This is a genomic window from Saprospiraceae bacterium (genome assembly GCA_016714025.1).
Taxonomy (GTDB): Bacteria; Bacteroidota; Bacteroidia; order Chitinophagales; family Saprospiraceae; genus Vicinibacter.
Map to the genome: position 1 here is coordinate 42649 of JADJOB010000001.1, position 15548 is coordinate 58196.

Annotated in this window: 12 protein-coding genes; 10 read left to right on the plus strand and 2 right to left on the minus strand. The window is 38.4% G+C overall.

Going from position 1 to position 15548, the window contains the following annotated elements; all coding sequences use genetic code 11:
* Positions 1-35: 35 nt before the first annotated feature.
* Positions 36-515, plus strand: coding sequence for a tail fiber protein (locus IPJ80_00205; GenBank protein MBK7911902.1), 480 nt, complete (start codon positions 36-38; stop codon positions 513-515).
* 410 nt (positions 516-925) lie between these two features.
* Here the strand turns inward: IPJ80_00205 and katG are convergent, their stop codons facing one another.
* A complete protein-coding gene (gene katG / locus IPJ80_00210; protein ID MBK7911903.1) occupies positions 926-3124 on the minus strand; it encodes a catalase/peroxidase HPI in 2199 nt (732 codons plus the stop codon).
* A gap of 505 nt (positions 3125-3629) precedes the next feature.
* On the opposite strand from katG, the gene IPJ80_00215 reads away from it, so the two are divergent.
* The 9 genes from IPJ80_00215 (at position 3630) to IPJ80_00255 (ending at position 14011) form a co-directional block, all read left to right on the plus strand.
* The gene (locus IPJ80_00215) at positions 3630-4649 is read left to right on the plus strand and encodes a DUF3667 domain-containing protein (GenBank protein ID MBK7911904.1); all 1020 of its coding nucleotides are present in this window, start codon (positions 3630-3632) and stop codon (positions 4647-4649) included.
* Between the two features lie 324 nt (positions 4650-4973).
* Positions 4974-5183 carry a hypothetical protein gene (locus IPJ80_00220; protein MBK7911905.1) on the plus strand — a complete coding sequence of 70 codons (210 nt, stop codon included), beginning with the start codon at positions 4974-4976 and terminating at the stop codon, positions 5181-5183.
* A gap of 302 nt (positions 5184-5485) precedes the next feature.
* Positions 5486-6004 carry a MarR family transcriptional regulator gene (locus IPJ80_00225; GenBank protein ID MBK7911906.1) on the plus strand — a complete coding sequence of 173 codons (519 nt, stop codon included), beginning with the start codon at positions 5486-5488 and terminating at the stop codon, positions 6002-6004.
* Between the two features lie 117 nt (positions 6005-6121).
* Positions 6122-7192 carry an efflux RND transporter periplasmic adaptor subunit gene (locus IPJ80_00230; GenBank protein ID MBK7911907.1) on the plus strand — a complete coding sequence of 357 codons (1071 nt, stop codon included), beginning with the start codon at positions 6122-6124 and terminating at the stop codon, positions 7190-7192.
* Positions 7193-7198: 6 nt separating this feature from the next.
* Entirely contained in the window at positions 7199-10282 is a 3084-nt protein-coding gene (locus IPJ80_00235; GenBank protein ID MBK7911908.1) for an efflux RND transporter permease subunit, read from the plus strand.
* A 41-nt stretch (positions 10283-10323) separates the two neighbouring features.
* Complete coding sequence (locus IPJ80_00240; GenBank protein ID MBK7911909.1) at positions 10324-11631, plus strand: TolC family protein; 1308 nt, start codon at positions 10324-10326, stop codon at positions 11629-11631.
* Positions 11632-11829: 198 nt separating this feature from the next.
* A complete protein-coding gene (locus tag IPJ80_00245) occupies positions 11830-12192 on the plus strand; it encodes a DUF2065 family protein (protein MBK7911910.1) in 363 nt (120 codons plus the stop codon).
* Positions 12193-12243: 51 nt separating this feature from the next.
* On the plus strand, positions 12244-12930 hold the full coding sequence (locus IPJ80_00250; protein ID MBK7911911.1) for a hypothetical protein: 687 nt from the start codon (positions 12244-12246) through the stop codon (positions 12928-12930).
* A 139-nt stretch (positions 12931-13069) separates the two neighbouring features.
* The gene (locus tag IPJ80_00255) at positions 13070-14011 is read left to right on the plus strand and encodes a hypothetical protein (protein MBK7911912.1); all 942 of its coding nucleotides are present in this window, start codon (positions 13070-13072) and stop codon (positions 14009-14011) included.
* A gap of 165 nt (positions 14012-14176) precedes the next feature.
* Here IPJ80_00255 and IPJ80_00260 read toward each other — a convergent pair whose 3' ends face one another.
* Positions 14177-15430: a metallophosphoesterase gene (locus IPJ80_00260; GenBank protein MBK7911913.1), complete on the minus strand. Its 1254-nt coding sequence runs from the start codon at positions 15428-15430 to the stop codon at positions 14177-14179.
* Positions 15431-15548 lie beyond the last annotated feature (118 nt).

The following is a 15548-nucleotide window of genomic DNA, read 5'->3' on the forward strand; positions in this document are numbered from 1 at the left end:
AAAGAACCTGAAACCTTCTTATTACCGCGCATTCTATGATTGACAAAAACATCACGTCTGTTGAACCCATTGTGTTATTTGCAGGTAATTTTGAACCATACAATTACGCTTTTTGCAAAGGACAACTCTTGCCCATTAGTCAGTTTCCGGATTTGTATGCAAACTTGGGTTCGATTTCTGCTGAAGAAGATAATACCTTGTTTGCTGTTCCTGATTTGCGGGAAGAAGAAAAAAGATACGGAGGTGTTCGTTTTATTATATCGCTATCCGGCTTTCTGGATAATTTAAATTTTCTTGGAATTATAATACCATATTCTGATGATGAATTGCCGATTGGTTGGGAATTTTGTGAAGGCCAGTTAATCAAGATAAACAATCAAGCTTTATTCGCACTGATAGGCACGCTTTATGGTGGCGATGGCAATACAACCTTCGCATTACCCGATTTAAGATCTGTCGCTGTTAATACTCGATTTATTATATCCATAAAAGGACCTTTTCCGTCGAGAGCGTAGTATAAAACTACATGTGAATTATTTTTGCTCAAGACAAATTAAAATCCATTCTGGTTTTATTTGTGACCAGTCTTTCAAATATATAAACCATTCAATCAACAAACATTATCAGCAATACCTGATCATATTAAAAATTGAGACAAGTTAGATTCTAACAATTTTTTCATTATTTAAAATACCACCTTAAAATGGAATTTACTTTTCTTTCAACATCATTTGAACCCCAAACCCCTTGGAAGGGGCTTTAAGTTTTGTGTACTTAGCAAATTGTTTTTTTAACAAAAACAAAATTTAAAATTGGAATCAACCAATGATGCTATGTAAACAGCCCCCTTCCAAGAATAATGAAGTTTCTAGTTCAGTTTAAATAACCAAACGAAATGGAATCAATTATTAATGAACATAAATTCTTAGTTCAAATCAAACCGATCTAAATTCATCACTTTCGTCCAGGCTGCAACAAAATCGTTGACAAACTTTTCTTGTGCATCATCGCAGGCATATACTTCTGCAAGTGCGCGCAATTCTGAATTGGAACCAAAAATTAAATCCACACGGCTTGCCGTCCATTTTGCTTTTCCACTTGCACGGTCACTGCCTTCGAAAAGTTCCTTTGAGTTATCAATTGCTTTCCATCCAGTTGAAAGGTCTAATAAATTGACAAAGAAATCATTGCTTAGTACTTCCGGGCGTTGGGTAAATACCCCATGCGCTGATTGATTGAAATTGGTTTTGAGTACGCGCATTCCTCCAATCAGCACGGTCATTTCAGGTACCGTCAAGTTTAGCAATTGGGCGCGATCTACTAACAGTTCTTCAGCTGCTGCACGGTATGCTGATTTAGCATAATTTCGGAATCCATCTGCAAGCGGCTCAAGTACTGCAAAGGAATCGATATCGGTTTGTTCCTGGCTTGCATCGGTGCGTCCTGCTGTAAATGGTACTTTTACTTCGTGTCCTGCCTGCTGTGCTGCTTTTTCAATTGCTGCATTTCCTGCTAAAACGATCAAATCGGCCATTGAAAGCGTCTTGCCGGTGCTCTGTTCTTTATTAAATTCATTCTGAATTTTTTCCAGTACCTGAATTACTTTGGCTAATTGCTGAGGCTGATTGACTTCCCAATTCTTTTGAGGTAAAAGTCTGATCCGTGCACCGTTTGCGCCTCCTCGTTTGTCTGATCCTCTAAATGTTGAGGCGGAAGCCCAGGCTGTAGAAACGAGTTCGGAAATTGAGAGCCCCGATGCTAATATCTTTTCTTTTAAAATGGCTTCATCGTGGTGATCAATGAGTGGATAGCTAACCGCAGGAACGGGATCTTGCCAGATGAGTGTTTCCTTCGGAACTTCCGGACCCAGGTAACGTGCAATTGGGCCCATATCCCGGTGGGTCAGTTTAAACCAGGCTCGTGCAAATGCATCGGCAAACGCATCCGGATTTTCATGGAATCGTCTGGATATTTTTTCATAGGCAGGATCCATTCGAAGAGCAAGATCGGTGGTCAACATGATGGGAGCATGCCGTTTGTTCGGATCGTGTGCATCAGGCACCGAATCAACACCCATGCCATGTTTTGGTTTCCACTGGTGTGCACCTGCCGGACTTTTGCTCAATTCCCATTCATAACCAAACAGGTTCCAAAAAAAGTTATTACTCCATTTGGTCGGTGTGGTCGTCCAGGCACCTTCCAGTCCACTGGTGATGGTATCGCCTCCTGAACCTTTTCCAAAGCTGTTTTTCCATCCCAAACCCTGCTCTTCAATCGAAGCAGCTGCTGGTTCCGGACCGACATATTTGCTCGGGTCGGCAGCACCGTGGGTTTTTCCAAAAGTGTGTCCGCCGGCAATTAATGCTACGGTTTCTTCGTCGTTCATAGCCATGCGTGCAAAGGTTTCGCGAATATCGCGGGCTGCTGCAAGTGGATCCGGATTTCCATTAGGACCTTCCGGGTTGACGTAAATCAATCCCATCTGAACGGCAGCCAATGGATTTTCTAGCTCCCGGTCTCCAGAATACCGTTTATCATCCAGCCATTTGGATTCAGAACCCCAATAAATATCTTGTTCGGGTTCCCAAACATCTTCCCGGCCACCGCCAAAACCAAAGGTTTTAAATCCCATGGATTCAAGCGCACAGTTACCAGCCAAAATCATCAGGTCTGCCCAGGAAATTTTCTTTCCGTATTTCTGTTTTATAGGCCACAAAAGCAATCGCGCTTTATCGAGATTGGCATTGTCGGGCCAACTGTTGAGTGGCGCAAAGCGCTGAGTTCCGGAACCCGCTCCCCCACGTCCGTCAGAGATCCGGTAAGTACCTGCACTGTGCCAGGCCATCCGGATAAAGAAGGGTCCGTAATGTCCGTAATCTGCAGGCCACCAGGACTGCGAGTTGGTCATTAACTCAAAAATATCTTTTTTAACAAGATTTAAATCAAGCGACTTAAATGCTTCAGCATAATTGAATTCCGCATCCATTGGATTGGATTGAGCTGCATGTTGCCGTAGAATATTCAGTTTTAACTGATTGGGCCACCAATCGCGGTTGCCGGGGCCATTGCCTGCACTCTGTTTAATTTTTCCTCCTGAAAAAGGGCATTTGCTTTCTTCACTCATATAAATGGTTTGTTTTTTATTTGTTTTAGAATTATGATTAGATTTTTACTATTTATTTATCTTAGATTTTATTCAATTTAACACTCAAAATCACTTGTGAATTTTAATTGCAATCGCACCCATCTATTCACTAAAATTGAAACGTTAAAATTGGCAGATAGTTTGAATAGTTAAGAACTTTGTTGTTAACTCTCGGGAAGATTGTTATCAATGAAATTTCCAAATTCAATGATTTTCGTCAGGCTGGTTTTATTTGAATTTATAATAACCAGTTCAAAGTAAATTGATATAAGGCCTGCAAATTTTATTGATTTGGATAGCTTTGGATTCGAAAACATGGCAATATTTAAAACGATCGGGAGCAAAGAGGCAAATGGAGGTCTTTTATTCTCCTGGAAAATTATAAATTTGCAATGACCGCATTACAAAGCAGATGCCAGGTTTGTTTTACCTATTCCAATTCTCAACGATTTTAACCACTTATTATCTATCCGCCTGAAATACCATGAGTCGAAAAAAACTAAAACAGCATGCATGCGCAAATTGTCTATTTGAATTTGAAGCCAAGGGCGAACACATTAATTATTGTCCAAATTGCGGTCAGGAAAATCACAACCCCAGGTTTCCACTCATTCATTATGCATATGAGTTGCTGGAAAGCTTAATCCATTTTGATTCAAAATTTTGGTATTCTTTTAAAGTCTTGTTACTACATCCAGGTCAAATTTCTCTGGATTACATTAACAACATCCGAGGTCGTTATACACCCCCTGTGCGTCTATTTATTTTTATATCAATTTTCACATTCCTCATTATAGGTGTATTTGAGAAAAATCTTGCAAAATCAGGCTATTTCGGATCATACGCTGATGACGCAATTAAAAACAACTTAACCATCAGTGAAATGTTTGATCAATCAGCAGATAGTATTCAAGATGTCATTTTGGTTGCCCCATTTTCCTGGTTTATGAAAAACCCTCAAGTCACCAATGCCGATCTAAGGGAATTAAAAAAAACAGATTCTAATCGGCTGGCAGACTGGTTGACAAAATTTGGGTACAGCAACAACCTCATTACCCGTTTTTATGCAGCTAATAAAAAACTCCGAATTAGCCGCAACATGACTGTTCCTGAAGTGAGTATCATGGTTTCAAGCATATTTAAATGGCTTTTTTTGATAATGATTCCGATTAATGCCAGCATCCTCTTTGTCATTTTTTATAAAAAAGGACTGTTATATTATGATACCATAATTTATTCAATACACTTTTCATGTTTTTTTCTTGTGTTTTATTCCATTTTGCTTTCTGAAATAATGATTTTCTCGTCCATCAGCGTCATGCTTTTGAAAGTACTTTTAATACTAAGTTTGATGGTATTGATTGCATTTCTTTTCATATCACTTAAAAAAGTATTTAAATTTAATTGGCCAACTACCGCAATCCGGATGTTGATATCCTGTTTATTGTCTTTTACAATATATCAGTTGGTACATTATGCGATTTCTTTGAATTCAGGAAGCTAAATTACCTATGAGGATACAATAAGAAATTACCTGAACTGCTGAATGCTAAACTGCCTGTTACTTTTGAAAATTTATAATAATTCATTGGACAGATTATTTTTGTTTAGTTGAATCATTCCATTCGTGCTCCAAGAATTTCACATAGTTTAACGTGAGTTCTCAATCTGATAAAATATAAATCCTAAACTTATAAACCAAGAAGCGATTGCTTAAAAATTATTCAACTTTAGAAGGAAATAACTTAGCATTAAAATAATCCTAACGTAAATTGAATCAAGGTTTAATAAAATAATATACTATATTTACTTAAATTTAAGCAAGCAGATGAAACTATTTAATCGCATAAAAAGACCGACCCTTCTGCTGATGGTTGCAGGTAGCATTTTTATGAGTTTTGATTTACTAACTCATTCTTTCTTTGAATTGTCTGGAGATGTACGTGATTTTTTAAAAGCTTTTGGCGCAAGTCTGGTTTTCGCTTCTCTAATTGTTCAATTTAAATTAGAATCAAAAGATGCTGATCCCATAAAGTAAATGCCTTAAGAAAATTTTAATTATTTCAAGTACATCGTAGGTTTTAAAAACCGCTATTTGTACGTATGGATTTCCTTTAAGATGCATTTGTAATTTGCTCACAAGCCAAAACAATTTCCATTCTTACGGATTTAAGCGCCTGGAGATCTTTAAAAATTTGATCCGGCCGAGTAAATATCTTGAACTTTAATACTGTTTATGACGGTTGCAGAAATTTTGTAAAATGTAAGTGCAAGCTGAAAGCAACCATCCTTCCCTTTAATTGATTCAAACAAATTCAAGTCTCATTTAAACAGTTTACAATGTTAACTGTTATCCATACTATGATGAATTCATCAACCCACGAATGGCTGCCTTTGGGTACTACCCTGGCATTGATTACTAAAAAGTACTTTGGTGTGCTTTCCCAATCCTTAAAACATTTGGACCTGGATCGCAATTTTTCGGTTTTACTCCTATTAGACCACGAAAACAGGGCCGTGTCGCAACAATACATTGCCGATTATTTCCTCATCGATAAAGTTCAAATGGTGCGGATCGTAGACCACTTAAGCAAAGCAGGCATGATCAGCAAAAAACTCAACAGTCAGAATCGGAGAGCCCATTTGATTTCACTGACGCCAAAGGCAATTAAGTTGATCCCGGAAATAAAAAGAGCTATCGATCAAATTAATAAAAAAATGTTTTCAGAACTTAGTGATTCAAATAAACAGCTCCTTTTTGAATCGCTTGCTAAAATTTCAACAAAACTGGATGCCGAGGTAGGTGTACCGATGATGATGCAATTGAAACCCGTTCAGAAAGCTAAATCAAAAGCCTAAGTTAAATTTTTAATTGCTTGATTTAATAGAATATAAATTTTACGAAATAAGAAATACAACAACAAATCCAAAACAAAATTTCACTCATTGAATTTAAAGAGATCTTAAATAAACTATATGAAAAGCCTTGTTTCAATTGCCTTGCTTATTGTCGCCTTAGTGCTGATTAAAATTTACTATTTCCCAGCTCCGAAGGATGATAAGAATTCTCCTGCAACAAAACCAGGCGAACCCGCTGCCAAACCTATGCCACCAGCAGCAACGGTTAGTGTATTTGTGCTTCAACCGGAAACATTGGATAATAATTTATTTGCGAGCGGCTCGCTGCTTGCAAACGAAACGGTTGAACTAAAACCTGAAATATCCGGTAAAGTGATTGGACTTTATATCAATGAAGGCGCTCCGGTCAGCAAAGGAAAATTATTGGTAAAGCTCAATGATGCAGACTTGCAGGCTCAATTAAAAAAAATCAATGCCGAAATCGTTTTGGCAGAAGAAAAATTGCAGCGTTCAAAACAATTGGTTGACATCCAGGGATTGAGTCGGGAAGAATATGACCAGGCAACCAATCAAGTCCGTTCATTACAAGCAGATGCGGATGTATTGAAAGTGCAAATCAGTCGCACGAATATTACCGCACCCTTTGATGGGATATTGGGACTGCGAAACATCAGTGTAGGCAGCTACATCACCCCGCAACAAATTGTGACCAGCATCCAACAACTCAATCCTGTTAAAATAGAATTTTCGATTCCGGAACGTTATGCCAGTTTAATAAAAACTGGCAATGCCATAAATTTTAGTACAGAAGGTTCCGATAAAAAATATCGGGGAACGGTTTATGCTTTTGAACCAGGAATTGATGCATCCACCCGCGCCCTTCGCATTCGTGCAAAAGCTGAAAACCCAGGGAATAAATTACTTCCCGGTTCGTTTGCAAAAATAGAATTGGTACTCAACAAAAAGCAAGATGCCTTGATGGTTCCCAGTCAGGCGATCATCCCGATTTTAAAAGGACAGCAGGTTTTTGTTTGCCGTAATAATAAAGCAGCAGCAGTTCCGGTTGAAACCGGATTGCGTACCGAGACCAAAGTGGAAATCCTTTCAGGCTTGCATGCCGGAGATAGCATCATCATTACAGGAATCATGGGCTTGCGTCCAGGAACTGATTTAAGAATCACTAAATAACATACCGTGAGTTTATCGACTACCAGCATTAACAGACCCGTACTCACGATCGTGATGAATCTGCTGATTATTCTTTTTGGGGTAATTGGCTTTAAGTATTTAGGTGTGCGGGAATATCCAAGCATTGACCCGCCGGTTATAACAGTGCGCACCAATTATTCCGGTGCCAATGCTGACATCATTGAAAGTCAAATCACGGAACCTCTTGAAAAAGGATTAAATGGCATCGCCGGAATTAAATCCATTTCTTCCAGCAGCAACCAGGGATCCAGTGTGATTACCGTTGAATTTGACATCAACATCAATATGGAAGCGGCTGCCAATGATGTACGCGACAAAGTATCGCAATCGGTCAGACAACTTCCCTTAGACATTGATGCATTGCCCACGGTCACCAAATCAGATGCCAATGCAGATGCAATCATTTCCATGACGTTTCAGAGTAAAAATCTGAGCCATCTGGAAGTCAGCGATTACGCAGAAAATGTAGTCGCCGAACGATTGCAAACCATTCCCGGAGTGAGTAACATTCAAATTTGGGGTCAGAAAAAATATGCCATGCGCATTTGGTTTGATCCTGCAAAACTTTCGGCAGCTGGTTTAACACCACTGGATGTAAAACAAGCACTGGATCGGGAAAATGTTGAATTGCCAAGTGGAAAAATTGCTGGCGACAATACCGAACTTACCATTAATACAAAAGGAAAATTAAGCAGTGAAGATGATTTTAATAATCTCATCATAAAAAATACAAATGGTACGATAGTCAGACTTCGTGATGTTGGTACAGCTAGCTTAGGTTCTGAAGCTGAAGAAACGGTATTAAAAGAATCGGGCGTCCCAATGATTGGTCTGGCATTGGTGCCGCAACCCGGTGCTAATTATATTGATATTGCAAATGAATTTTACAAACGATTTGAACAACTTAAGAAAGAGTTGCCCAAAGACTTTTCGATTAATATAGCGCTTGACAACACCAAGTTTGTTAAAAAGGCGGTAAATGAAGTGGCCGAAACCTTATTGATTGCGATTCTCCTGGTGATCTTAATCATTTTCCTCTTTTTTCGGGATTGGATTGTAGCCTTCCGACCCTTGATAGATATTCCTGTATCTTTAATCGGTGCATTTTTTATTATGTACATGATGGATTACTCTATCAATGTATTGACCTTATTGGCTATTGTATTAGCAACCGGATTGGTCGTTGACGATGGTATAGTCGTTACAGAAAATATTTTCAAAAAAATTGAAGACGGCATGTCGCCCATAGAAGCTGCCAAAAAGGGGTCTAATGAAATTTTATTTGCTGTGCTTTCTACATCGGTCACACTGGCTTCTGTTTTTTTACCGGTCATTTTTATGCAAGGATTTGTTGGCAGACTGTTTCAGGAATTCGGCGTTGTGTTGGCCGGGTCCGTATTAATATCGGCATTTGTATCCTTGACACTAACGCCCATGTTAAATGCTAAATTGGTGCGCAAGTCAAATACCAAAAGTAAATTTTATCAATTTACCGAACCGTATTTTGAAAAACTCAATTCCGGATATCAGGATGCATTGAATCGGTTTTTGTCATTTCGTTGGATGGCCTTTGGATTGATTGCAGTCTGCGGGTTTATGATTTGGTTTTTTGGTTCCGGATTAAAATCAGAACTTGCACCGCTCGAAGACAGAAGTTGGATGCGCATTCTAATGACTGCACCTGAAGGTGCAACTTTTGAATACACAGATGGAGTTGTTGATAAAATGACTCAATTTATTCAGGATTCAATTAAAGAAAAAAGAGTTTGCTTAACAGTTACTGCTCCAAATTTTGCTGGCACTGGTTCGCCAAATTCTGCATTTGTTCGATTGGCATTAAAAGATCCTGACGAACGCAAGCGTAGTCAAAAAGAAATTGCACAATACCTTATTCAAAAATCATCCTTAATTCCTGAAGCAAAAATATCGGTAGTCGAACAACAAACCATTTCAACCGGTGGATTTGGTGGATTGCCGATTCAATTTGTTTTACAGGCTCCCGACTTCGAACGCTTGAAAGAAAAACTTCCTGTATTTATGGAAGAAGCTTCAAAAAATAAAATCTTTAGAGTTGTAGATGCCAATTTAAAATTCAACAAACCTGAATTGAACGTGTCGGTTGATCGTGACAAAGCGCGCGACCTGGGAGTATCTGTTCAAGACATTGCACAAACCTTGCAATTGGCTTTTAGTCCGCAACGCCTGGCATATTTTAATATGCTTGGCAAACAATATCAAGTCATCGGCCAATTTGAACGAGCATCCCGGGATAAACCGATAGATCTTAAATCAATTTATGTTCGCAACAATGTCGGACAACTTATTCAATTAGATAATATTGTTTCGACCAAAGAAAGCAGCAGTCCGCCTCAGCTGTATCATTTTAACCGATACATGTCTGCAACCGTGAGTGCCCAATTAGCGCCCGGAAAAACGATTGGAGAAGGCATCGCCGCGATGGAAGAAGTTGCAGCCAAAACATTGGACGATTCGTTTACAACGGCTTTAAGCGGAGCTTCCCGTGATTTTGCTGAGAGTTCGTCGAGTCTGGCATTTGCTTTTGGATTGGCCTTGCTCTTGGTATATCTTATTTTATCCGCACAATTTGAAAGCTTTCGCGACCCGCTCATTATAATGATAACCGTTCCATTGGCAATTGCCGGAGCGGTGTTTTCGCTTTGGTATTTTAATCAAACGCTGAATATATTTAGTCAGATTGGAATTATCATGTTAATCGGATTGGTTACCAAAAACGGAATTTTGATTGTTGAATTTGCAAACAAACTTCAAGAGAAAGGAATGGAAAAATCAGAAGCAATACTTCAAGCTTCTGTAGGTCGTTTACGCCCTATTTTAATGACAAGCCTGGCAACTTCTCTGGGTGCACTTCCCATTGCTATTTCATTTGGAGCAGCATCTCAAAGCCGGATGGGAATGGGAATTGTAGTCATCGGGGGTTTGATGTTTTCATTGCTCTTGACCCTATTTGTCATTCCTTCAATGTATAGTTACATCTCAAAGAAAAAGCATTCAACAAAAACAGAACAGGCAGAATTGGTGGTTCAGTAAATTAGGATAGATCTCAATTTGAAACAGCTATTAAACAAATTATGAAAAACGGCTTACAAACAATTTTATTGCTGGTACTTATCAGTTGCAGTTTCGCAGTGGGTGCACAGGTTCAACTCAGTTTGCAATCAGCCATCGATACGGCATTGTTTAATAACCTCGGATTAATTATCAGTAAAAACGAAGCCCGCATCGCATCCAATAATTTAAGCAGAGCTCAGGCAGGTATGATTCCAAGTTTGGATTTGAATGCGGGTACCAATTACTCCAACAACAACCTCACGCAAGAATTCAATACAGGCTCCGAAATTAATAAAACGGGTGTGGCTAATAAATCAATCAATGGCCAATTGGTCTTGAATTGGGTCTTGTTTGACGGAACCAAAATGTTTGCTACCTATAAAAAACTTCAGACCCTGAAAGAAATGGGCGAACTCAATGTGTTGTTCAATACGGAATCGCTTATTTCCAATGTGATCAATGCCTATGCTGAAATTGTAAAACAAAACATCTTATTAAAAAGCACTTTAAACAATTTATCGCTCTACGAAGAACGTCTTAAATTAGCAGACACTAAATTGAAGATCGGAAAATCAGCCCGCTCTGAATTTTTACAGGCTTCGTTAGATCTGAATATTCAAAAAAATAATCTTGTAAAACAAAGCTCCCAATTAAAAATCGCCAAGTTAAATTTGAATACCTTAATGATGCGATCGCTGAACAGTGATTTTGATGTAAGCGACAGTCTTCAGATTGATGAAACTATCAATTTAGAACAAGCACTTGCAAAACTGGAATCCGGAAATATCCAGTTAAAACTATTGCAGTTATTGGAACAACAACGGCAGCATGAAATTAAAGAGCAACAATCGTATGCGTACCCAAGAATCAATCTCAATGCAGGTTATAATTTTGTGAGCAGTTCGTCGACTCAGGGATTATTTTTAGTAAACCAAAGTCGCGGTCCCTTGGTAGGGCTGACCCTGAACTGGAATTTATACAATGGAATCCAACGCAAGCAAGTGGAAAACAGCAAACTTTTAAAAGAGAATGTGCGACTGGCTTATGTTGAAACGAAAGTAAATTTACAATCTACTGTAATCAATGCCTGGCAGCGATACCAGGATGCCATTGCATTGGCAAAAGCTGAACAGGAAAATTTCAAACTGGCTGCTGAAAATCTAAACATCATGGCCCAGCGATTTAAACTGGCTGATGCAACCATTCTGGAATTAAAAGATGCGCAACAACTCAATGAAGCTGCCACCACCCGATTGGCCAATAGCCTGTTTGATGCAAAAAGCGCAGAAACCGAATTGCGGATGCTCATTGGAAATTTAGTACAATAACATTCAACTGACCATACGATACTCTCCTGATATTTATTCAGGAGTTAAATAGGTTTGCAGAACATTCTGCTTTAAATTTGTTTGTGGCAAGCTTGTAGCATGCACATTAAATCAGTTAATGGCTTAAATCAAGCACATGCCAAAGATTGAATTGAAAATTGAATGATTTATCAATAAATGATTTAACCAAATAATCTTATGACTCAATCGGGAAAATCACTTTTTTACTTTGGTATTTATACCGCAATCGCGGGTATCCTTTTTCTATTAGTTCCTGAAACATTAATAAATATGTTTCAATTGCCTGCGCTACCAAATGGCTGGGCACGGTTTATAGGTTTGTTGGTGTTGGTGATCGGATTATACGATTTATTATGTGGCAGGTATGATATCAAAATCTATATCAAAGCCTCAGTTTATTTGCGATTTGGCTTTTTCGTTGGATGCCTGCTTTTAATCAGTACGGGTCAAATGCCTTTGAATTTACTAATGCTGGGTATTGTTGATGCATTGGGTGCTACCTGGACGGCATTTGCATTAAAAGCAGAATCATATCCATAAAACGGCATTTTAGTTTTCTATAAAGCACATCTGATTTTAAAAATTTAAATATTGGAAAATTTACCGCTCTCTATAAGTCTGGTCTTCGGATTGATCACTTTCAGTCTGGTCGGATTATTCTATAAAGCAAGTCATTATTCAAAACCAACTTTGTTGCTCTTGATTAGCTGGCTTGTGATTCAATCCATTCTCGGGCTCTCCGGATGTTTTCTTAAAACAGATGCCATGCCACCCAGATTGTTACTTGCTGTTCTACCCACACTTTTGCTAATCTTTGGACTTTTTGCAACTATCAACGGAAGACAATTTATCGATCGCCTGGATCTCAAAACATTGACTCTGATGCATACCCTCCGCATTCCAATTGAAATGGTTTTGTATGGATTGTTTGTTTATAAAAAAGTACCGGAGCTCATGACCTTTGCTGGAAGAAATTACGACATCCTTTCAGGAATATCGGCTTGCTTTGTTCTTTACTATGGATTTATCCAAAAGAAATTAAGCATTATTACTATTTTAATCTGGAATTTCATCTGCCTTGGACTACTTTTGAATATAGTAATACATGCAGTTTTAGCAGCACCCTTTCCATTTCAACAATTGGCATTTGAGCAAGCCAATATTGCCGTTTTGTATTTTCCTTTTAATTGGTTGCCAACTTGCGTGGTACCATTGGTGTTGTTTTCACATTTAGCGGGCATTAGAATCCTTTTAAAAACAAAAAATATATGGTATTAAATTTTAAAATTTTGCTTCAAAATAATTTAAATTAAATCCCAAAAGCACTTTTTTATTCAATAAAAAATAAATCCGATATTTGATCAATATAATTTCTTCAGATAATAATTTGATTTAATTTACGCTTGAAATTTTGCCCATGGGATGGTCACTAATAATAAAAATAATCATTGCCCTTGCAATTGGTAGTTTTCTCTACAGTTGTTTTGGAAAAAGAAAAAAGACAGATGGATTGGAAGCCTGGCTTGATACTCATTTTAAAGGTCAATTGTATATTGTAAATACGCATACGGCGGATCCGATTCACCATTTGAGTTTTAAAGTTAAAAACTCTGTGGTTGCGCGTAAAGATGACAGTTTGTTGCAGATTTACATTCGCTGGGATAAACGACAAGATGACTTGGGAATATCGCTTGAAGAAGTAAAAACTGATCTGGTCAAAGCTGAAACCGAACTGGCAGATGCCCGCTCCTTGCTCAAACTCTTAAAAGAAACGGGTTTGAATTCTTTCAGCTGCAGCATACGAAACGGGTATCTGAGAATCTTAATTTTTGAAGAACCTAAGCCTGAAAACCGTTTACAATGTCTTGAGAAAATAGCTCCCGCACTCCAAAATTGGCCGCAGGCAAAGGATTATGGACTGGCCATAGATTTCATGGAACCAAAGACATTAAACACTGAATTCGGAGACATTGTACCCTTAGAACATTGGGAACGTGCAGACCGCTGGCAATTGAGAAATTCTATTGTTTATCTGCGATCAGAAACTGCTTACCCGATAGCCATCAAAGCAATGAATGAAAATTGGTTATTTAATACAGAATCAGATCGCCTGTTGGATTGGATTGAACAAGCGCGCGTCCTTTCAGATACCTGGGCAAAAGATCATCTAAAAAAACCATACAAACTACTTTCACAAGCTCAATACAGCGCTTTGGACAAACAACTGGGTGTAGAAATTCAAATCCCATTTAGTTATTCTACAAACTCAGAAGATTCGTCCAGCATCGATGGCTACATCACCGGAAATTATTTATTCGATGTTGGAAAATTAGGCCCCTTGAAAGTCGTCAAAGAATGAGTCTTATAGATCAGAAAAATCAATTGGAAATTTTGAAATTATAATTCAATTTAAATCTACAGACTAAAAGCCTATAGACTTTATAGACATATTCTTAATTTCCAGATTATACCAATTAAATCAATTGGTTTGCAGCATTTTAGAATTTTAGAATTGCAGCATTTTCTAAACAGACTCCTCTCCTCTCTTCAAGGTGATTTCTGTAATCTCCGGCCAAATCCCCACACGACCTCTGAATCCCAATACCCCAAAGCCCCTGTTGATGTATAAGTTGCGTCCTGCTTCCTGGTATAGTCCGGCCCATTTAGGATAACGGTATTGGATAGGACTCCATTTAAATCCCGGTATTTCAATTCCCATCTGCATTCCGTGTGTATGTCCGCTGAGTGTTAAATGAATGTGTTGCGGGTGCATCTTGACTTCATTTTCCCAATGGGTTGGATCGTGAGAAAGCAAGACTTTAAATTCTGATTCAGGTACTTGATTCAATGCTTTTTCCAGATTGCCTCGTTTTCCAAATCCAACTCCCCAGTTTTCAACTCCAAGCAGATGAATTGACTGTCCATTTTTTTCAATTTTAACAGATTCATCCAAAAGTAACTTAAAATCCATTTCAGCATGGTGTGCTTTGATGGCCTCAAAATTTTGCTGTTTAGCTTCTTGCGTTTCCCATTGCGTGTATTCACCGTAATCGTGATTTCCCAGGATAGAAAATTGACCATGTGGAGCTTTTAGGCTTTTAAAGTCATTTACCCAGGGATCGAATTCAGTTGCAAAAGTGTTTACCAGGTCTCCGGTAAAAACAATCAGGTCACTGTTCAAAGATTTAATCAAATCAAGTCCTTTGATTACCCCTTCCCGATCCTCAAAACTACCGCTGTGAATGTCCGAAATCTGGCAGATTCGGAATCCATCAAATGCCTCGGGCAAATCCTTATAATAAACTGTTTGCTTATGAATTTTGTATTGATATCGCCCCCGCAATAAGCCATAGGTAAGCGACATAAACGGGATGGAAGCTAAAAACAAGGCACCCTGGCTTACAAATTTACGCCGGGAGGCCATGGTTGGACTTTGTTCTGTTAGTTCGTTGCTAAAATAGCTGCTCAGCTTAAAATAAATCGCTTCAAAAAACCGGTAGATGTCTTCTCCAAACAAGACTAAAATAAAGACCAGCTTGGTCATTAGAAGTATAAACCAAATATTACCCAGAGTCACCCAAATGACCGGCATTTGATGGTTACGACGCATTTCAATCATTCCAAATACAAACAAAGCCGGAAGCACGATCGAAACCAGCCAATAACTCAGGTAAATATAATTTGCATGTTGCAGGCTACTCGATAACAGGGTCTTTAAACCCTGGAAGGCATAGAAGTCGATAGCCAATATTAATAAGATTGGGATTAAAAAGCCCATAGTTTAAGTGCGTTAATTACGAGAAATAAAACACGAAAAACAACAGAAAGTTCCAATTTCAAAATGATTCTGGAATACAGATGGGGACTATTCAAAGACTTTTATAGACTCCAGTTAA